Origin of the sequence: Fulvimarina pelagi HTCC2506, from assembly GCF_000153705.1 — a bacterium.
Lineage (GTDB): Bacteria > Pseudomonadota > Alphaproteobacteria > Rhizobiales > Rhizobiaceae > Fulvimarina > Fulvimarina pelagi.
Map to the genome: position 1 here is coordinate 1,492,191 of NZ_DS022272.1, position 19,962 is coordinate 1,512,152.

General features: G+C 61.8%; 18 protein-coding genes. 7 read left to right on the forward strand and 11 right to left on the reverse strand.

What is annotated here, in order from left to right:
* Positions 1 to 27: 27 nt before the first annotated feature.
* Positions 28 to 1,179, forward strand: a complete 1,152-nt coding sequence (gene rnd, locus FP2506_RS07025; RefSeq protein WP_007066728.1) for a ribonuclease D — start codon at positions 28 to 30, stop codon at positions 1,177 to 1,179.
* Positions 1,180 to 1,192: 13 nt separating this feature from the next.
* Here the strand turns inward: rnd and ppx are convergent, their stop codons facing one another.
* From ppx to FP2506_RS07045, 4 genes are all read right to left on the reverse strand, one after another.
* Positions 1,193 to 2,707 (reverse strand): exopolyphosphatase, encoded by a 1,515-nt coding sequence (gene ppx / locus FP2506_RS07030; RefSeq protein WP_040489508.1) that lies wholly within the window; start codon positions 2,705 to 2,707, stop codon positions 1,193 to 1,195.
* Positions 2,700 to 5,087 (reverse strand): RNA degradosome polyphosphate kinase, encoded by a 2,388-nt coding sequence (locus FP2506_RS07035; protein WP_007066730.1) that lies wholly within the window; start codon positions 5,085 to 5,087, stop codon positions 2,700 to 2,702. The genes ppx and FP2506_RS07035 overlap by 8 nt, the downstream gene beginning before the upstream one ends.
* A gap of 85 nt (positions 5,088 to 5,172) precedes the next feature.
* The gene (locus FP2506_RS07040) at positions 5,173 to 5,844 is read right to left on the reverse strand and encodes a P-loop NTPase family protein (protein ID WP_007066731.1); all 672 of its coding nucleotides are present in this window, start codon (positions 5,842 to 5,844) and stop codon (positions 5,173 to 5,175) included.
* A complete protein-coding gene (locus FP2506_RS07045; protein ID WP_007066732.1) occupies positions 5,845 to 7,026 on the reverse strand; it encodes an AI-2E family transporter in 1,182 nt (393 codons plus the stop codon). It lies immediately after the preceding gene.
* 221 nt (positions 7,027 to 7,247) lie between these two features.
* Here FP2506_RS07045 and purM point away from each other — a divergent pair, with 221 nt between their 5' ends.
* From purM to FP2506_RS07060, 3 genes are all read left to right on the forward strand, one after another.
* Positions 7,248 to 8,309: a phosphoribosylformylglycinamidine cyclo-ligase gene (purM, locus tag FP2506_RS07050; protein WP_040489511.1), complete on the forward strand. Its 1,062-nt coding sequence runs from the start codon at positions 7,248 to 7,250 to the stop codon at positions 8,307 to 8,309.
* A complete protein-coding gene (gene purN / locus FP2506_RS07055) occupies positions 8,306 to 9,013 on the forward strand; it encodes a phosphoribosylglycinamide formyltransferase (protein ID WP_007066735.1) in 708 nt (235 codons plus the stop codon). The genes purM and purN overlap by 4 nt, the downstream gene beginning before the upstream one ends.
* Positions 9,014 to 9,174: 161 nt before the next feature.
* The gene (locus FP2506_RS07060; protein ID WP_007066736.1) at positions 9,175 to 9,816 is read left to right on the forward strand and encodes a hypothetical protein; all 642 of its coding nucleotides are present in this window, start codon (positions 9,175 to 9,177) and stop codon (positions 9,814 to 9,816) included.
* Positions 9,817 to 9,878: 62 nt separating this feature from the next.
* On the opposite strand, the gene FP2506_RS07065 is transcribed toward FP2506_RS07060, so the two are convergent.
* Together FP2506_RS07065 and FP2506_RS07070 are read right to left on the reverse strand one after the other, a co-directional pair.
* Complete coding sequence (locus tag FP2506_RS07065; RefSeq protein WP_040488998.1) at positions 9,879 to 11,990, reverse strand: molybdopterin oxidoreductase family protein; 2,112 nt, start codon at positions 11,988 to 11,990, stop codon at positions 9,879 to 9,881.
* Between the two features lie 75 nt (positions 11,991 to 12,065).
* Positions 12,066 to 13,178: an alkene reductase gene (locus tag FP2506_RS07070; protein ID WP_007066738.1), complete on the reverse strand. Its 1,113-nt coding sequence runs from the start codon at positions 13,176 to 13,178 to the stop codon at positions 12,066 to 12,068.
* 187 nt (positions 13,179 to 13,365) lie between these two features.
* Between FP2506_RS07070 and FP2506_RS07075 the strand changes: the two genes are divergently transcribed.
* From FP2506_RS07075 to FP2506_RS07085, 3 genes are all read left to right on the forward strand, one after another.
* Entirely contained in the window at positions 13,366 to 14,199 is an 834-nt protein-coding gene (locus FP2506_RS07075; RefSeq protein ID WP_040489512.1) for a 23S rRNA (adenine(2030)-N(6))-methyltransferase RlmJ, read from the forward strand.
* Between the two features lie 66 nt (positions 14,200 to 14,265).
* The gene (locus tag FP2506_RS07080; protein WP_007066740.1) at positions 14,266 to 14,820 is read left to right on the forward strand and encodes a hypothetical protein; all 555 of its coding nucleotides are present in this window, start codon (positions 14,266 to 14,268) and stop codon (positions 14,818 to 14,820) included.
* 121 nt (positions 14,821 to 14,941) lie between these two features.
* Positions 14,942 to 15,541: a glutathione S-transferase family protein gene (locus tag FP2506_RS07085; RefSeq protein WP_040489000.1), complete on the forward strand. Its 600-nt coding sequence runs from the start codon at positions 14,942 to 14,944 to the stop codon at positions 15,539 to 15,541.
* On the opposite strand, the gene lpxB is transcribed toward FP2506_RS07085, so the two are convergent.
* Genes lpxB through lpxD form a run of 5 tightly spaced genes read right to left on the reverse strand, consistent with a single transcriptional unit; the run spans position 15,538 to position 19,917 of the window.
* Positions 15,538 to 16,704: a lipid-A-disaccharide synthase gene (gene lpxB / locus FP2506_RS07090; RefSeq protein WP_007066742.1), complete on the reverse strand. Its 1,167-nt coding sequence runs from the start codon at positions 16,702 to 16,704 to the stop codon at positions 15,538 to 15,540. The two genes, FP2506_RS07085 and lpxB, sit on opposite strands and share 4 nt — an antisense overlap.
* Complete coding sequence (locus FP2506_RS07095; protein WP_007066743.1) at positions 16,701 to 17,564, reverse strand: LpxI family protein; 864 nt, start codon at positions 17,562 to 17,564, stop codon at positions 16,701 to 16,703. The genes lpxB and FP2506_RS07095 overlap by 4 nt, the downstream gene beginning before the upstream one ends.
* Positions 17,565 to 17,571: 7 nt before the next feature.
* Positions 17,572 to 18,396 carry an acyl-ACP--UDP-N-acetylglucosamine O-acyltransferase gene (lpxA, locus tag FP2506_RS07100; protein WP_007066744.1) on the reverse strand — a complete coding sequence of 275 codons (825 nt, stop codon included), beginning with the start codon at positions 18,394 to 18,396 and terminating at the stop codon, positions 17,572 to 17,574.
* On the reverse strand, positions 18,393 to 18,863 hold the full coding sequence (gene fabZ / locus FP2506_RS07105; RefSeq protein WP_007066745.1) for a 3-hydroxyacyl-ACP dehydratase FabZ: 471 nt from the start codon (positions 18,861 to 18,863) through the stop codon (positions 18,393 to 18,395). The genes lpxA and fabZ overlap by 4 nt, the downstream gene beginning before the upstream one ends.
* The gene (lpxD, locus tag FP2506_RS07110) at positions 18,856 to 19,917 is read right to left on the reverse strand and encodes a UDP-3-O-(3-hydroxymyristoyl)glucosamine N-acyltransferase (RefSeq protein ID WP_007066746.1); all 1,062 of its coding nucleotides are present in this window, start codon (positions 19,915 to 19,917) and stop codon (positions 18,856 to 18,858) included. Before lpxD ends, fabZ begins: the two co-directional genes overlap by 8 nt.
* Positions 19,918 to 19,962: the final 45 nt, after the last annotated feature.

Consider the following 19,962-nt stretch of genomic DNA (forward strand, 5'->3'; position numbering starts at 1 on the left):
GACGCCGCGCGTTCTAAGACCGAAGCCATGGAACCGATCAAGACGACCGAAGCCCTGACGCGCGCCTGCGAAGCACTCTCGCGATCGCCATATGTCACAGTCGATACCGAATTCATCCGCGAGACGACGTTCTGGCCCGAGCTCTGTTTGATCCAGATGGCCTCGGACGACACAGAGGTGCTGGTCGACCCGCTCGCCAAGGGCCTCTCGCTCGACCCGTTCTTCGCGCTGATGGCAGACGAGAGTGTGGTGAAAGTCTTCCACGCTGCGCGACAGGATCTGGAAATCGTCTACAAACTCGGCGCCGTCATCCCGAAGCCGCTCTTCGACACTCAGATCGCGGCGATGGTCTGCGGCTTCGGCGAGTCGATTGCCTACGACCAGCTGGTGGCGCGGCTCACGGACGGCCGAATCGACAAGAGCTCGCGCTTCACCGACTGGCGTCATCGTCCGCTCTCGGACAAGCAGCTGACTTATGCGCTGGCGGACGTGACGCATCTGCGGGACGTCTACAAGGCGCTGAAGGCCCAGCTCGAAGAGACGAGCCGCCATTCCTGGCTCGACGAGGAGATGGCGATCCTTGCCGACCCGCAGACCTACGACCTTCATCCGGACGACGCCTGGCGGCGCATGAAGATGCGGGTGAAGAAGCCAATCGAACTCCAGATTTTGAAGGAGGTCGCAGCTTGGCGCGAGCGCGAGGCGCGATCGAACGACAGGCCGCGGGGCCGCATCCTCAAGGACGACGCGATCTACGAGATCGCCCAGCAAAAGCCTGCCAGCGAAGCCGATCTCGGTCGGTTGCGGTCGCTCCCGAAGGGCTTTGAACGATCGAGCGCAGCGCGCGGCATTCTTGAAGCGATCGAGCGGGCCAAAGCGGTCCCGAAGGGCGATCTTCCCTCGATCCCGCGCCCGGCAGCGCTGCCGGAGGGCACCCAGGCCGCCGTCGAATTCCTGCGCGTCCTTCTGAAGATCGTTGTCGAGGAGGAGGCCGTCGCCGCCAAGCTGATCGCCAATTCGGACGATCTCGAGAAGCTCGCGGTCCATGGCGAAGACGCGAAGATTGCGGCACTCGCAGGCTGGCGGCGGGAAATCTTCGGCAATCGTGCGCTCAGACTCCTCCAAGGCGAAAGCGCGCTGGTCTACCGGAACAGAAAGGTCGAGGTCATTTCGGTCTGATCCAGCTCAGCACTCAGCGTGCCTCCATCCTCAGCGGTTGTCCGACGATCTTGGCGAACTGCTCGAGCCGGCCTTCGGGCCGCGCCCCGATCAGGCCCTCCAGATCGCGCGGCAAGATAAGGGTGAAGCCGCCGCGCGGATCCTGCGCCCAGCGGAATCGGTCGAGGATGCCCGGCATCGAGGCCGTCATCAAATATGTGACGCGGAAGAGCGAGCCGAGCATGCGGGCACGTTCCAAGAGTCTCGGCTCGACCAGAGTTTCGAGGTCCGGAAGCTGGGCCTGGGCGAACGTCCCCTCGTGCCGGAAATAGTTCGTCAGGCCGAGATAGGCCCGGCCTCGATGGTCGATCGCCGGAAAGGCCGCATGGGCGATGATCGAGAGTGCCTGAAGGCCGCGATAGTCTGGATGGGCTCGCCAGCCGATATCGGCGAGAAGGCAGGCCGCAGTGCGCAGGCGCTTTTCCTCCTCGGTCTCCTCGACGCCAAGCGCTTCGAACGTCCTCGCCGTCCAGGCGACCAGTTCCTCGGCATGGTCTGGCGAGCGCGAACGCAGGATCGCGAGTTCTCGCGCGGCCTCTATGAGGGGATCTTTTGCACGCTCTTCCGCCGAGAGCAGCGAATGAAGATAGCCCTCTCGCACGCCGAGTGCCGAGACGACGATCTCCGAAGGTTTGAGGTATTTCAGAACGCTCTTTAGCGTGATCGCGCCGAAAGCAAGCAGCGAACGGCGCGACTTCGATACGGCTTCGATCCCGCTCAGCTTCTCCGGGTCGCCCTTGACGACGCTGTCGAGAAACTTCTCCAGTTTCGCCGCCGGCATCGTGTAGCCGTGCATGACGTGCAGCGGATAACTGCTTTGCTGCATATGCAGCTTGGCAAGGTTGCGCCAGGTCCCGCCGACCGCGAAGAACGGTTTGTCGTCTGCACTTCCGACGAGGGAACAGGACTGGAAATGGCTGTCGGCGATCGCCTGCGCAGCCTTAAGATCACCGTTCGCCAAGTCCTGAAGCCGTAGCCCCCCGAGCGGCATCGTCAGCCCCCCGGAAAGTTCGTCCCCCTGAACCCGCACGAGTTCGAGGCTGCCGCCGCCGAGATCGCCGACGATCCCGTTCGGCTGATGGAAGCCGCTCATCACACCTTCGGCGGCGTAGCGCGCTTCGTCCGCACCCGAGAGGATAGCGATCGGCCGGCCGATCGCCTCTTCCGCGGCCTCTAGAAATTCCGGGCCGTTCGTCGCCTCGCGGCTGGCAGCTGTCGCGAGCGGATAGAGGTCGCCGATCCGCGCCTGATCGGCGATCCGTCGAAACCGGCGCAGCGCTGCGAGGGCGCTGTCGACGGCGCTCTGATCGAGCCGGTTCGTCTGCGCAAGCCCCTTGCCGAGTCCGCTCAGTATCTTCTCGTTGAAGAGCACGGTCAGGGACCGCGAATGGCCCTCGTAGATTACAAGACGGACCGAATTCGAGCCGATGTCGACGACACCGACCGGCTTTCGTCCGATAAGGCGGCCCTGACCGAGCGCCTCACTCATCTCCGGCATGCTCCGCCCGCTGCCTTGCAATCAGGCGCGGTGCGTCGGTCTTCAGCGCCTTCCCGCGCCCGGAAAGTGAGGGATTGGTCATAAAATATCGCTGCGCGTTGAAGGGTTGTTCGCCATCGCTAGGCTTGATGTGGCGCGAAGACCCGTCCGCGGCAACCGACCAGCTCTGCTGATTGTCGAGGATGTTGCCGAGCATAATCTGCGACAGCACCTGGCTGTGCACCGTCGGCGTCTCGATCGGCACGAGGGTCTCGACCCGCCGGTCGAGATTGCGCGGCATGATGTCGGCGGAGCCCATCAGCACGATCGCCTCTTCGGACGGCAGCCCCTGCCCGTTGCCGAAACAGTAGATCCGACTGTGTTCCAGGAAGCGACCGACGATGGATTTCACTCGGATATTGTCGGACAGGCCCGGCACCCGAGGGCGAAGGCAGCAAATGCCGCGCACGATAAGATCGATTTCGACGCCAGCCTGGCTGGCCCGATAGAGCGCGTCGATCGTCTTCCCATCAACGAGCGAGTTCATCTTCATCCAGATCTGCGCCGGCCGGCCGGCCTCGGCATGCTCTGCTTCGCGTTCGATGTGCTCGATGATCCGATCGCGCATGAAGAGAGGTGAAACCGCGAGCTTTCGCACATCCGCGGGCTCGGCATAGCCGGTGATGTAGTTGAAGACGAGTTGAACGTCGTGCGCGATATCCGGATCGGCAGTGAAGTAGCTGAGATCGGTATAAATCTTCGCGGTGATCGGGTGATAGTTGCCCGTGCCTATATGGCAGAAGTTGATCAGCCTGCCTTCCTCGCGCCGCACCACGAGAGCCAGCTTGGCATGGGTCTTCTTCTCGATGAATCCGAAGACCACCTGGACACCGGCCCGCTCCAGATCGCGCGCCCAGCGGATATTGGCTTCCTCGTCGAACCGCGCCTTGAGCTCCACGAGCGCGGTCACCGATTTGCCGGCCTCGGCTGCCTCGATCAAGGCGCGCACGATCGGCGAATCGTTCGAGGTCCGGTAGAGCGTCTGCTTGATGGCGACGACGTTCGGATCGTTCGCCGCCTGCCGCACGAACTGCACCACCACGTCGAAGGACTCGTAGGGGTGGTGGACAATGATGTCCTTCTCGCGAATCGCGGCGAAGCAGTCGCCATTGTGCTCGCGAATGCGCTCAGGAAAGCGCGGGATGTACGGTTTGAACTTCAGATCGTCCCGGTCGATCTTGCAGATCTGCGAGAGGGCATCGAGCGCCAGCATGCCGTCCATTACGGCGACACGAGACTCCGGCGTTCCAATTTCCGAGGCCACGAAGTTCCGCAATCCGGCCTGCATGGACTTGTCGAATTCGGTTCGGATCACCGAACCCCGACGCCGGCGCTTCAGCGCGCTTTCATAGAAACGGACGAGGTCCTCTGCCTCTTCCTCAACCTCGATATCCGAGTCGCGAATGACTCGAAACGTACCGCTGCCCTCCACCGTGTAGCCTGGAAAAAGCTTGCCGATGAAGCATTCGACGATGCTTTCGAGCGGTACGAAACGATAGACGCCATCCTCCTTGAGCGGAATCTGAACAAAGCGCTGCAGCGCCACCGGGAGGCGGATAAGCGCGTTCATCTTCTCCGCGTCGCGCACCCGCCTCAGCTGGAGGCCGATCGAGAATCCGAGATTTGGAATGAACGGAAATGGGTGGGCTGGATCGATCGAGAGCGGCGTCAAAGCTGGGAAGATCGTCTCATCGAATTGTCGCGCGAGCCAGGAACGATCATCATCCGACAACTGATCCGGCTTCAGGATGTGGACATTTTCCGCATTCATGAGTTCCATGAGTTCGGCGAGCGAAGCTTGCTGCTCGGCCTGAAGCACTTCGACTTCGGCAAGGATCTTGTCCAGCTGCTCCTGCGCCGTCAGCCCATCGAGCGAACGGACGGTGATCTTCTCGCGGACCTGGCCCTCAAGACCGGCAACGCGAACCATGAAGAATTCGTCGAGATTGTCGGCCGAGATCGACAGGAACCGCAGACGTTCCAACAGCGGATGATCGACGTTGCGGGACTCTTCGAGGACGCGGCGATTGAAGTGGAGCCACGAGAGTTCGCGATTCATAAATCGGTCTTGCGGCAGTTCCGAAGGCCTGCGCTCCTCGCTCTCCTTCGCCTCCACCACCTGCGGCGGCGCATGCTCTAGGATGACCTCGACTTCGTTCGCGACGGTTTCTTCGTAGGGCGAAGAATGATCCGCAGCCGCGGTGATCTCGACACCTTTCGCCGTATCCGTCCTTGCGTGCGAGACGGTTGTCCGAGCGGCCTTCGAAGACCTGCTTGGCTTTGCGCCCTTATGAGCCCGCCTCGCCGTGGATTTCGTCCTGTCTTCGCTCATGAACAATCCATCTGATTGAGGTCTCGTCTCGTCGAAATCGCTTTTATTGCAGTTCGATGGAAGTTTTGCGTCGGTACTATGCACCCTACCCGGATGACATGCCCGCGCCGGAGTGGCGCTCCAGAACCCTGCGGACGAACGGTTTCGTGATCCGACTCTTTTCTGCGAGCGCCTGTCGATTGATGTCTTCGACGATCGCTCGCGCAGCCGATCCGGTGCGTTCAATCCTCGTGGCAAGATAGGTCAAAGTCGGAGGATCGACGACCAACTGATGGTCCGAGAAGCGCTTTGCGAGAATGCCCTCAAATAGCACGTCGTCCGGAGGATCGAGGTCTGCCCGGGCGGCCGCCGAAAGGCGAGAAACGAGATCCGGAAGCCGGCCTGCCATCATTTTCGGCGACACGCGCGACGTTGCCAGCACCCAGCCCTGACCAAGCCGCGCCGCGTTTATGGGCGCAAAGAGATCGCTGTCGGCAACATCCGGTCGATCTATGTCATCGATCACCAAGCGGAAACCGCCCGAAAGCGGACCGATTTCGCCCAGTCCGAGGATCGTTGCGTCGGCCGCCTCCGCCCAGATGCGCGCCAAATGGGTTTTGCCTGAGCCCTCCGGCCCGACAATCAAGAGCACGTTGTGCTGCCAATCCGGCCAGGCATCGATCGCCTCTGCCGCGAGGGTGTTTGAGTGCGATACGATGAGATCGTCTCGCCCCAGTTGCTCAATCGACGGGAGTTCCAGCGGAAGCTGTCTTGCCATTCAGGAGTCTTGGTTTTCGATCCGTTTCGAAGAAGTATCGCTCATGGAGACAAGCGTGTCGTTCGTTCGACCGCTGTCCTCGATACTCTTCGGCTCGGTCCGTCGGCCGGCTGGACCGTGGTACATATCGCTGTCCAAATATTTGGTTATGCCGAAGCGGGCAAGAACGCCGACTGCCGCCGCCGCTGGTACCGCAATCAGAAGACCGACGAAGCCGAACAAAGCGCCGAAGGCGAAGAGTGCGAACATCAGCCAGACCGGGTGAAGACCAACCGAAGCACCGACGAGCTTGGGCTGCAAGATATTGCCCTCGAAGAATTGCCCAACGAAGAAGACCGCAGCCACTGCGACGATCCAAGGCCAGTCCGGCCAGAACTGGACGAGCGCGACACCGATCGACAGCACAAGGCCAAGCAGCGACCCGATATAGGGAACGAAGGAAATGAGCCCGGCGAAGAGACCGATCAGAAGACCGAAGTTCAGCCCTACAAGCGTTAGCCCGACCGCGTAAAAACTGCCGAGGATGAGGCACACGCTGCCCTGCCCACGCACGAAGCCCGCGACAGAGAGGTCGATGTCTCGCGCAATACGGCGGATCGTCGTCTGATGTTCCCGCGGCAGCCAGGTGTCCACTTTCTTCACCATCCGGTCCCAGTCGAGCAGGAGATAGAACGCTACAACCGGCGTCACGACGAACAGCGAGACGAAGTTCACGAAAGCGAGGGAGGAGGACCAAAGCGAAGACAGGAAAGAGGTGACGAAACTGGTCGAGTCCGAAAGTAACTGAGCGAAATCCTGTTCGAGCGTCGACTCCTCGGAAGTGAACAGGAAAGCCAGCGGTCCGGATCGTGCTGCCACCGCAAAACCCTGCAACCGGTCGAGATACTCGGGCATCCGCTCGGCTAGATTGATTACCTGTGAGGAAATCACCGGCACGACGATGAGGATCGCAGAGATGAACAAGAAGACGAAAAGGATGAGAATCACCGTAGTCGCCATCAGACGCGAGAGGCCGCGTCGCTCGAACCAGTCGGCCACCGGATCGAGCAGATAGGCGATCACCATGCCGAGGACGAAGGGCAGCAGGATGTCCGCGAACAGCCAGATCACCAGCACGAAGAGGAACGCTGCGGCGCACCAGAAATAGACCTGTCTCCAGAAGACGGTTTTCTGATCGGGCATATATGGCGCTTCCGTCCCCAATTGGCGATTGGAGCCATGCTACAAGCCGAGGCGATGCTTGGCGAGAGAGCGTCACGGCCACTCGCGATTTTTCAGCGCCGGGAGACATCGCGCGCCGCAGCATTCAAGTTTGTCGCGGCGAAGTCGGATGCTGCAGCGCGATACGGCTTGCCCGTAGCGCGTCTTCCATGGCACTGGAACGGCAAATGAGGAAGACGACGATGGCCAACCATACGCCCCTCACCTACCGCGACTCCGGTGTCGATATCGACGCCGGCATCGCCATGGTGGAGCGGATCAAACCGCATGTGCGTTCGACCCGGCGCCCCGGCGCCGACGGCGAGATCGGCGGATTCGGTGGGCTCTTCGACCTGAAGGCCCTTGGTTTGAACGACCCTTTGCTGGTCGCAGCCAACGATGGGGTCGGGACCAAGCTGCGTGTCGCAATCGAAGCGAACCGCCACGATACGATCGGCATCGATCTCGTGGCGATGTGCGTCAACGATCTCGTAGTCCAGGGTGCTGAGCCTCTCTTCTTCCTCGACTATTTCGCGACGGGCAGACTCGACCCCGACCAGGGTGAAGCGATCGTCAGAGGAATCGCCGAAGGTTGCCGGCAGGCCGGATGTGCTCTGATCGGCGGCGAGACTGCGGAGATGCCGGGGCTCTACGCGCGCGACGACTACGATCTCGCCGGCTTTTCTGTCGGAGCCGTCGAACGGAACCGGCTTCTTCCTTCCGGCGACATCCACAGGGGCGATGTCATCCTCGGGCTTCTTTCTTCCGGTGTTCATTCGAACGGCTATTCGCTCGTGCGGCGCATCGTCGAGCGGTCCGGCGTATCTTATGAAGACGCGGCGCCCTTCGAAACTGACGAGACCCTTGGCGACGCGCTGCTCAAGCCAACGCGGATTTACGTCAAACCGCTTCTCGAAGTCTTCGCCAAGACCCATGCGGTCAAGGCACTCGCGCACATTACCGGAGGTGGTTTCGTCGAGAACATCCCGAGGATCCTGCCGAACAATTTGCGCGCTGATATCGACCTCGCTCGAGTCCCTGTGCCGCCCGTCTTCCGCTGGCTAGCCGAGGAGGGCAAACTCGAGATCGGCGAAATGTTGCGCACCTTCAATTGTGGGATCGGCATGGCCCTCATTGTTGCGGAAGGCGAAGCAGCAGCTGTAAGCGCGATGCTGCAGTCGGCTGGCGAGCGGGTCGTGCTTCTCGGCCGCGTCCTCCAGAACAAGGGAGAAGCCGTCACTTTCAACGGCGAACTTGCGCTGTGATCGGCACGAATGACTTTAAGCGCGTCGTCGTTCTTATCTCGGGGCGCGGCACGAACATGAGCGCGCTAATCGCTGCCTGTATGGATCCGAGCTACCCGGGTCGAATCGTCGGCGTGATTTCAAATCAGCCGGACGCGCAGGGTCTTAAGACTGCAGAGCGCTACGATATATCGGCGCGTGCGATTGATCATCGCGATTTTCCGAACCGCGAAGCTCATGACGAAGCGGTTAAGGCTGAGCTCGAAACGCTGAAAGCCGACATCGTTTGCCTTGCCGGCTATATGCGTCTCCTGACGCCCGGTTTCGTGCGGCATTTTGCAGGTCGGATGATCAATATTCATCCGTCTCTTCTTCCGCTCTTCCCCGGTCTCGACACTCATACGCGCGCCATCAATGCGGGCATGCGCGTTCATGGCTGTACCGTCCATTACGTCACCGAAGGTATGGACGAGGGTCCTATCATCGCCCAAGCCGCGATCTCAATCGAGGCGAACGATACGCCCGATACCCTTGCAGATCGACTCCTGCGAGCCGAGCACCGGCTATACCCACATGCGCTTAAGCTCATTCTGGAGGGGACGGTTCGCCTCTCCGGCGGTCGCGCAATTCTTAAGACCGAAGAGTGCGCGCCAGACGACGCCGATGCGACCCGTTTCGCTCACGGACCGGCAATGCTCGTCTCTCCGGATGCGCGGCGAAACTGACTGAACTGCGCTTGCTGCGTCTGCATTGGGGCGACCAGCGTCGGCGGGAGCGTGACCCACGCGGCAGCCGGCGTGACGTTTCGATTAAGGTTTCCTTGCACATAGATGACATTCTTGGGTAAGACCGTCGCGGAGCTTGTGAAGCTGAGACGGACACGGCCATGAGTTTGACGCAGTCGAAGTCGCGATTGCCGACGATCAGAATCATGCCGCTCTGTTGGCTTATTCCGATTGCGATCTCAGCCGCCTGCATTCTGCTGACGCTTGTTTTGAGCGCACGCACCGGAACGCCGCTCAGCGATTTCTACCGTGACGCCAACGCCATCGCCGGCCATCCGCCCTATTTCGGCTTTCTCGAATATGTCACCAGCATCACGATGCTGATGACCGGCGCCATCGTTCTCTTTACTGCACTGACGGAGACCGCACCTTCTCGTGAGACTCTCCGGTTTGGCGCACTCCTTGGCCTCCTGACGCTCGCACTCGGTGCCGACGACCTCTTCATGATCCACGAGTCCGTGAAGTCGATTCATCCGATCCTCTCGGAGAAGCTCGTCTACGCCTGCTACGCCCTCACCCTCTTCGTCATGATCGTCCTCTATTACCGACAGATGCTCAAAAGCGCCTTCATCTTCCTTCTGGTCGCGCTGGGCTTCCTGTTTCTCGGCGCGCTCGAGGATCAGTTCGGCAAGCTGTTTCCAGAAAGGCTCGAAGATTTTTGGGAGCTCGTTGGCTTCATCGTTTGGGGCACATATGCGGTCATCACCGCTGTCGACATCAAGCGCGGAGTGCTCGACGCTTAGCGAAATCCTCCGACTGTCCTCGTTTCGAATGAGAACGTCGTGAGTTCGTCGGAAATCACAGATCACACGGGCGTACTCAACCAAACCTTGGTGTCGTGAAACGCAGCGCCCCCATAGGGCGCGACCGGGTCGGCACCGGTAAGGACGTTGATGCCTTCACCGTCCGGGAAGTCCGAATTTGCCCAGAGCCCTTCGTGGATAAGGACGCCAGGCCTCGTGGCACCTGTCACCCTGAGCCGAAGTTTCACATCGCCGCGCGCATTGCCAATCCTCACCATCGCGCCGTCCGCGAGGTCTTCGCGGGCGGCGTCTTCGGGATGGATCATCAACACCGGTCCGCCCTCGCGCGAGCGGGAGCCTTCGGTTTCCGCAAAGGTCGAGTTGAGGAACTGCCGGGCCGGCGATGTCGCGAGCTTGTAAGGGTGCGACGGATCGGAGACCTCGATCATATCGACATGATCAGGAAAGACCGGCAGGCGTCCATGGTCGCCGAGGGGGCCGATCGAGCCCGGCGGGCGGTTCGGCGCGACAGTGCCTGTCCAATCCGGTCGGAAACGGAACTTGCCATCTGCAAAGCCGAAGCCGTTCAGGAAATGCGCATCTTCGAAGGTTACCGCCTTATCGATCCATCTCTCCTCAGCGAGATCGCTGAAATCGCGCTCGAGGCCTGAACGCATCAGAAGATCATCTATCAGGTTGCGCTCGGTCAGCCCGAACCCCTCATGGTTCGCGACGCCGAGACGCTTCGCCAGCTCCTCGACGACGAAATGATTGCTCCGAACCGTCTCCGGCGGCTCGACTAGCTTAGGCCCAAGCGTGATGTGGCTTTGTCCGCCGCCGCGATAGATATCATCGTGCTCTAGGAACATCGTCGCCGGGATGACGAGATCGGCGAGTTTGGCCGTATCCGTCATGAGCTGCTCGTGGACGGCAATAAACAGGTCCTCGCGCTTCAGTCCGGCGACCACTTTGCGCTGGTCGGGGCAGACATTCGCGGGGTTGGTGTTCTGGACGAGCATTGCCGTCACCGGCGGCCCGCCTTGGAGCGCTTCGCTCTCGCCCGCCAGCACCGCGCCGAGTCGGCTCTGGTCGAGATGGCGGATCTCGGGATCGAGATGCGCCGTCCCGGTCGCGAGCGAGGCATCGACGCCGAAGATGCCGCTGTTGGAGTGGAAGGCGCCGCCACCCTCGTACTGCCAGTGACCGTAGACCGCCGGAACCGAGAGCGCCGCGTGCATGGCCGCCGTGCCGTTGCGCTGGCGGGTGAAGCCGTAGCCGAGCCGGAAATAAGTGCGCTGCGTCGCGCCGATCAGCGCGGCGAAGGCCTCGATTTCTTCTACGGCAAGCCCGGTGATCCCTGCAGCCCAGTCTGGACCGCGCGATCTGAGATGAATTTCAAGCCCTGTCGGATCGTCAGCGAAATGGGTGAGATAGGGTTGGTCCGCTGTCCCGTCGCGAAAAGCGATATGCATCAGCGCGCAGGCAAGTGCGGCATCCGTTCCCGGACGCAGCTTCAGGGCGAGATCGGCCTGCTGCATCGTCGCGTTGTCGTAGATGTCGATCACGACGATCTTTGCGCCGCGCTCCTTCCGTGCCCTTGCGGCATGGGTCATCACGTTGACCTGAGACGCCACCGCATTGGTGCCCCAGATGACGACGCAGTCCGACTTGGCGATCTCGCGCGGATCGGCCCCGCGCAGGGCGCCCGCCCCCATCACCCAGCCGGTCCAGGCCATGTTCGTGCAGATCGTCGAGAACTGGTTGGAGTAGCGCTTGGCGTGCGTCAGCCGCTTGATGCCGTCGCGCTGGATGAGGCCCATGGTGCCTGCGTAGAAATACGGCCAGACCGTCTCCGACCCGTAGCGCTGCTCGGCGGCGACGAAACGCTCCGCAATCAGGTCGAGGGCCTGCGTCCAGTCGATCTCACGCCACCCTCCGCCACCCTTTTCGCCGACCCGCTGCAGAGGGTTCGTGAGACGCCCCGGATGGTAGAGCCGATCGGCATAGCGCGCGACCTTCGCGCAGATCACGCCGGCCGTATAGCTGTTCTCGCGCGCGCCGCGCACACGCCCGATCCGGCCGTCCGCACCGATCTCGACGTCGAGCGCACAGGTAGAAGGACAGTCATGCGGACAGGCGGAGTGACCGGTAGAAGCGAGGAGCGGCTTGTTCATGACCGCTTCTAGCATCCCATGAAGATGGCGGCCAATGCATCTCTGCAATGACCGCCATCGTCAATTTCAACCGGCTCAGGCCGCGTCCGCGAAGCGCGTTTTCTCCTCTTCGGAGAGGAAGGGATAGTCGATATACCCCTTCTCATCGCCCCCGTAGAAAGTGTCCTTATCGGGCTCGTTCAGCGGTGCGTCGAGCTTTAGCCGCTCCACGAGGTCGGGGTTGGCGATGAACGGCCGACCGAAGCAGGCAAGATCGACCTGTCCGATCTCCGCGCGTTCGATCGCGATCTCGCGGGTGTACTGATTATTACCCATGTACGTCCCACCAAAGGCATCTCGCAGCTTGTCGCTGGTCACATCCTCCTTGTCGCGATCCTGCCAGATAAGCCCCTCGATCACATGGAGATAGGCGAGCTTACGCTGGCCGAGTTCCTTGGCATAGGCGAGGAACAGCGCTTCGGGATCACTGTCGGCCATATCGTTGGCACCCGAGCCCGGCGAGACACGCACGCCAACCCGGTCGGCACCCCAGACCTTCACCACAGCGTCGATCACCTCCAGCGGAAAGCGCATGCGGTTCTCGATCGATCCGCCATAGGCGTCGGTCCGCTTGTTGGTGCTGTCCTGCAGGAACTGGTCGAGGAGATAGCCATTCGCCGAATGCACCTCGACGCCGTCGAACCCGGCGGCCTTGGCGTTTTCGGCTGCCTTTACGTAGTCCGCGATCACGCGCGGGAGTTCGTCCGTCTCCAGCGCGCGGGGCGTTGGGATTGGCTTGAAGCCGGTCTCGGTAAAGGCCTGCTGGTCGGGCTGTATCGCCGATGCCGAAACCGGTAGCCGGCCGCCATGCTGAAGGTCGGGATGCGAGATCCGCCCCACATGCCACAGCTGCATGAAGATCTTCCCGCCCTCGGCGTGGACGGCGTCCGTGACGCGCTTCCAGGCGGCGACCTGTTCATCGGAATAGATGCCGGGCGTCCAGGCGTAGCCCTTGCCTTCGTTGGAGATCTGCGTCGCCTCCGAGATGATCAGGCCGGCACTCGCACGCTGCCTGTAATGGACCACGTGCATATCCTTCGGCGTGTCGGTGTCGTCGGCGCGCGAGCGCGTGAGCGGCGCCATGACGATGCGGTTCGAGAGTGTATTCGGTCCGAGATTATACGGCTCGAAAAGCTTTTGAGTGGCCATTATAGCCTCCAGTGTATCAAGTTTTGTGCAGCGCAAAAGCGGCTCTGTCGGTGCGTCATGTGGGTTGATCGGAACAGTCGTGTAGTGTCTTGAACGCAGCGTATCCGTCGCGCAGATGAGGGAACCGATCGGCCCCTGTCGTTTCCCACTGCCGGTGGGCGCTCTCTTGGATGAGCCGGAGCCAGACTTGAACTACCGCCATGCCTTCCACGCCGGTAATTTCGCCGATGTCGTCAAGCACGCCCTGCTCACGCGTCTGATCGCCTATCTGAAGCGCAAGGAGAAACCGTTTCGGGTGTTCGACACCCATGCCGGCCGCGGCCGCTACGACCTCAACGCCAGCGAAGCGTCCCGCACTGGGGAGGCTCAGGCCGGGGTTCTGAAGATCGCACAAAGCACAACGCTGAGAGCCGAGCCGCTGCTCGCCGACTATTTCGCTGCGATCGATCCTGATCTTCGCGAGGGCTTTTATCCTGGCTCGCCACTGATCGCCCGCCGCTGCCTGCGCGAGACCGACCGACTTTCGGCTTACGAACTCCACCCGGAGGACGGCGGCGCACTCCGCGACCTCTTTGCCGGCGACGTCCAGGTCAAGGCGATCTCCCTCGACGGATGGCTCGCCCTCGGCGCTCATTTACCGCCGAAGGAAAAGCGCGGGCTTGTATTGATAGACTCGCCGTTCGAGAAACCCAGCGAAGTCGACGATATTCTCTCCGGCCTAGAGAAGGCACTCAGCCGTTGGCGCGGCGGTGTTTATGCCATCTGGTACCCGATCAAGCGAAGGGCGCTGGTCGAAAAGCTGCTGACGGCGATCGCCGGGATGGCAGCGGGCGAGGCCCTTGCCGTCGAGGTACGGATCGCTGCCGACGAAAGCGCGGAAGGGCTGTTTCTCGGGACTGGTTTTGCCGTGATAAATCCACCCTTCGTTTTTGCGGAAGAGGCAAAGGCGATCGTCGATCTCCTTCTACCAGCGCTCAAGCGCGACGGATCGGCAACAGCGCGAGTTTTTACGCTCACGTGAGCCCCCTTCATACCGCGTAATCGACTCTTCGCGTGCTATCGTCGTTCAACTATTGCGGACCAGCGAATGGACGAACCGATGCGTCAGATAACGACCGGATTTCTTGCAGCGGCTATAAGCCTGAGCGCGATTGCGGGCAGCGTAAATGCTGCCGATCTGCAAATGGCTCCAGCACCGCGCGTCGAGTCGCTTGTTCCCCATTGCGACAACCCGAAAGTGCTCGCAGAAATTGAGGATCAGTTTGAATACGGCGCACCACGAGTGCTGGAAGCTAACCTCGAAATCCTCGAATTCTCCAACATGCACGAAAAGGCTTATGCCCCGCAGGTGCTAGCAGACCAGATCCCCTCGCCGCAGCCGATCGAACGTCGCTGGTGCCAGGGTACGGCTCTGATCTCTGACCACCAGCCGCGCACGATCTATTACATCATCGAGCATCCGATGGGCTATGCCGCAGCTGGAGGCTGGCTCGGCATGTTCTCGCCAGTTAAATCCTGGCGCGCAGAAGGCTGCGTACTCGGCCTCGACGAGTGGCATGTCTACGGTGCGAACTGCCAGTCTTTACGTCGCTTCCCGCCCGAAGCACGCACCGGTTACGGTTTCGGTTACGTATCAAAATAGAGCAGAGCACCAGTTTTACCGATTGTAAGCGAAGCCTATCCTTCTGGACCTTGGGCGAAATGAACGATGGCCGGTCTGCCCGCCAAGCGTAAGCTGGCAGACGGCAGGAGGAAGATCACGCATGCAGCTCTTGGGGGGTACGGCTTCGCCATTCGTCGCGAAAGTCCGGATGGCGAGCGTCGTCTGCGGCATCGAACTCGACTTCGAGATCGTCGATTTCGTCGGAACCTCGGACACTCTCAACGCCGCAAACCCCATCGGCAAGGTACCGGTACTGATCCTTCCCAATGGCGAAGCCGTCTTCGACAGTTCGGTCATTTGCGAGGTCTTCGACCGAATGAGCGGCAATCAATTGATTCCGCAGACGCTCGATGGGTTCCGCAGAATCCGCACCTTCGACGCGGCGGTGACAGGCGTGACCGACGCTTTGGCACTTTGCATCTACGAAGTGCGCTACCGGCCAGACGACAAGCGGCATCCGGATTGGACCGACCGGCAGATGGGCAAGGCCGATCGGGGCCTTCGTTGGCTCGAGGAACACTTAGTTGACCTCGGCGAAAGTGTCGGCTTGGGCCACTGCGGGCTTGCCGCGCTTATCGGCTGGATGGATCTGCGCTTCGAAGGCAAGGCCGCGAAAGATGCACCTAAGCTCGTGGAATGGGCGGACGAATTCTTCTCTGACCATCCGAACATCGCGGCGATGAAGCCGTTTCTTCCTTAAGGATTTGGGATCGCCGCGCGCCGCCGCATCGTGTCCAGAACGATCTCCGCTGCAGCCTCGCCCGGCGCTCGGTCGATCGTCATCTTCTCCCGAATGTCCTTGAACCCCTCGATCTGGGCGCGGCGTTCGGGCGTGTCGGTGAGCAGGCGCTCAAGCCGTCTCGCCAGGTGTTCGGGCCGCACGATCTCGTGGAAGTGCTCGGGAACGAGCGGATGACCCGCGATAAAGTTCGGCAGCGCCGCCGTCCAGGCGGTGATCAGATGGCGGAATCGATAGCCGACGGGATCAAGCCGGTAGGCCAGCGCCATCGGCAGTCCCGCGAGCGCTAGCTCCAGCGAGACGGTGCCGGATGCCGCGAGCGCCGCATCGGCCGAGGCGAAGGCGGCCCAGCGTTCGTCATGTCCGGTCACGACGCGCGGCTGATGCCTCCACGTGAAAACCTCTGACTCAACCCGCGCGCGATGGCGCGGTAGGGTCGGAATGACGCCCTCGATGCCCGGCAGCGTCTCGTTCAGCCGCTCGAACGTCCTGCCGAAATCGGCGAGCAGCCGGTCGATCTCCCCGCGCCGCGACCCTGGCAGGATGACGAGCCGCGGCGGATTTGCAGGCGGCCGCTTTCCGAGCGGCGTTGCGAGAAGAGGTGCGAGATGCGGCTCCTTTAGGATCGGGTGGCCCACATAGGTCGCCGGCGGCCCGTTCAGCCGCTCGTAGAACTCCGGCTCGAACGGAAAGGTGCAGATCGCGTGGTCGATATAGGGGCGCATCTTTTCGGCGCGTTCCTCGCGCCAAGCCCAGACGGTTGGCGGGATATAGTTGATGATCGGGATGTGCGGCCTCGCCTTTCGTAGCCGCTTGGCGATCCGGTGCGAGAAGGTCGGGCTGTCGATGACGACGAGTGCGTCCGGCTCCGCTTCGATCACCGCCTTCGCCGTCTGCGAGACCCGGCGCATCAGTTGGGGCAGGCGCGAGACGATAGCTCCTATTCCGATGATCGAGAGCTCTTCGATGTCGAAGAGGCTGATTAGACCCTGCGCTTCCATCGCCTCGCCGCCGAGCCCAGACACCTCGAGGTCATCAGCGAGCTTTTTCCGAAGGTAAACGATCAGGTCTGCACCAATTCGGTCGCCGGAGGGCTCACCCACGATGAAGGCGATCTTCGTCACCGCGCCGTTCCCTGCTCACCGCCCAGCCCGCAAACCGCGAGCCCGGCCGTATTCGCGCGGTCGATGACGTCGTCGAAGCCCAGGATCAGGCTTTCGCCGGCCGAGACGCCGATCGCCGTAATGCCGGCCGCTTCCGCCTCGTCGATCGTCTGGACGCCGATGCTCGGCAGATCGAACCGACGATCTTGCCCGGGTTTCACCGCCTTTACGAGGGCAAGGCGCTCGCCGCGCCCGATCTTCCGCGCCGCGCGGTATTCGGCGACCCGCCGCATCATCGCTCGCGTGCCCTCGATCCCCTCCATGGCGATAATCCGCTCGTTCGACGCGATCACCGCCTGGCCTGCGTCGAGAACACCGAGGGCTGTGGCGGCGCGGTGGGCGAGATCGAGGGCTGCCGACTCTTCCGCGGTCGGGGTCCGGGCGGTTAATACGCCCTCCGGGGCAAGCAGCTCAGGCGCCACCGCCTGCACCGGCAGAAGGTCGAAGCCCTCGCTTTCCAGATAGCGTGAGAGGTTGCGCAACAGCCGGTCGTCCCCTCCCTTCACGATCCTAAGAGCACGCGGAAGGCGCTTCAGCGTCTTGAACGACGGCAGGATCGACCGGAAGTCGGGCCGGCTCGAGATCGTGCCACAAAAGACGAGTTTCTGAACGCCCTCGGCCTTCAGCCATTCGATAGCATCGCCCGTCCGTCCCCAGGCGAATGCGCGTGAGCGCCCAATGATCGAATCATTGGTCATTCCGTCCGAGAAGCGGGCGAAAACCGGCTCCATGCCCTTTTCGATCGCGGCGTTCGCGACAATCATCGGCAGACCGCCGCCGCCTGCGACGATCCCCAGGCGCTCGCGCCCGTCCTCCGCCATCGGCGCGTCAGGCGCCCGGCGCGTGGCGCGGGGTACAAAGCGAGCGGTCGCCGCCGGCCCGAATAAAGCCGACCAAGTCGTTGACCAGCGGGTCCTCCGGAAATTCCTGGGTCACCTCGTTCAGGTTCTCCTTGAAGGTCTGATCGAAGGAGAAGAGCATACGATAGGCACGGCGTACATTGCGAACCGCCTCCCGATTGAAACCGGCGCGCTTCATACCGATAACGTTTAGGCCGGAGAGATAGGCCCGGTTGCCGAGCACCATACCGAACGGGATGACGTCGCCCTCCACCGCTGCGAGACCGCCGATATAGGCGTGGTGGCCGACCCTGGTGAACTGATGGATGCCGGAACCGCCGGCGACGGTCGCAAAATCGCCCACGGTACAATGCCCAGCCAGCATGACATTGTTGATCAGCGTGACGTTATTGCCGACGACGCAGTCATGTGCGACGTGAGCCCCCGTAAAGAACGAGCAGTTCTCGCCGATCCGCGTTTCCGAATGGCCCTGAATCGTCCCCGGGTTCATGGTCACGTGTTCGCGGATCAGCGCGTTCTTGCCGATGACGAGCCGCGTGTCCTCGCCGCGATATTTAAGGTGTTGAGGCGCGTGGCCGATCGAGGCGAACGGCCAGATCTGCGCATTCTCGCCAATTTGAGTATTGCCCCAAAGGATCACGTGCGAGCGCAGTCGCGAACCTGCACCGAGCCGGACCTGCGGCCCGACATGACAGAAAGGGCCGATCTCGCAGCCGTCTCCGATTTCGGCACCCGCCTCGATGACTGCAGTCGGATGGATCGTCGTTTCGCCTGTCGCGGTCTGCTGGCTCATGCTGCCTCTTCCGGCGGCACCAGCATCGCGCTGACGGTCGCCTCGGCGACCTTCGCGCCGTCAACCTTCGCGACGCAGTCGAACTTCCAGATATTGCCGCGCTTCTTGGACTGCACGACGTGATATTCGAGCTTGTCGCCCGGCACGACCGGCTTGCGGAACTTGGCGTTGTCGATGGTCATGAAGTACACGATCGAAGGGCTGCGCTCTCCCTTGCTCATCGTGCAGATGGCGCCCGCCGTCTGCGCCATGCCCTCGATGATTAGGACGCCCGGCATCACCGGGTTGCCGGGAAAGTGCCCTAGGAAATGCGGCTCGTTCGCCGTTACGTTCTTGATGCCGACCGCTGAACGATCACCGTCGATCTCGACGATCCGGTCGACCATCAGGAATGGATAGCGGTGCGGCAGCACCTGCATGATTTTCAGAACATCGGCGCTTTCCAGCACCTTGGGCGCGTCATTCATCGCTGTTTCCTGCAGACCGTCTTTTCTTCGCCAGTTCCGAGAGTGTCATGATCTCGCGGAACCATTCCTTCACGGGCTTGGCCGGCGCGCCGCCCCACCGCACCCCGGGAGGCACGTCGTTCTGCACGGTGGATATGGCAGCGATCTGCGCGCCGTCCCCGACCTTCACGTGCCCATTGACACCGGACTGGCCACCGATCATCACGCCGTCGCCAAGCGTGCAACTGCCCGAAAGCCCCACTTGACCGACGATCACGCAATGCCGGCCGATGACCACGTTGTGGGCGACCTGGACCTGATTGTCGATTTTCGTGCCCTCGCCGATGACCGTGTCACGAATCGCGCCCCGGTCGATCGTCGTATTGGCTCCGATCTCGACATCGTCTTGAATAACGACTCGGCCGATCTGCACCGTCTTCATCAGACCCGATGGGCCAGCGACGTAGCCAAAACCGTCCTGCCCGGCCCGAACACCGGGATGGATGATGACCCTGTTCCCGATCAGCGTATGGGAAAGGGAGACATTCGCCCCGATCCGGCAATCGCGTCCGATCCGACACCCGCTAGCGACGGTCGCATTGGCGCCAATAATCGTGCCAGAACCGATTTCCACACCTGGACCGATCACCGCAAACGGTTCAACCGTCACGCCGGCCTCGAGCCGTGCAGAAGCATCTACGAAAGCCCGATCGGAAACGCCGGTCTCACCGGAGACGCACTGCGGCGCGAGCGCCATTGGGAAGAGCATGCGGCCGACGCTCGCAAAGGCTTGGTCGGCACGCTTCGTAACCAGCGCCGCCGTCCCTTCCGGCACGGGTCGCGAGCCGTAGCGCTCCGACAGAATCACGCAGCCGGCGCGAGTCGCCCCGAGGCTGTCGGCGTAGCGGACATTGTCGAAGAAGGCGACGTCGTTCGGGCGTGCCTCGTCCAGCGAAGCGACACCCGTCATTCGTCTGTCCCACTGGGGTGCGTTGCGAATCTCGGCGCCGATAAAGTCGGCAATCTCGGCGATCGTCTTGCCGTCGCTTCGAGGGAAGAATTCGGCTGCAGCCATGACGCCTTCCCAACCTCAATCGTAAATTTCACCAAACGAGAGCGG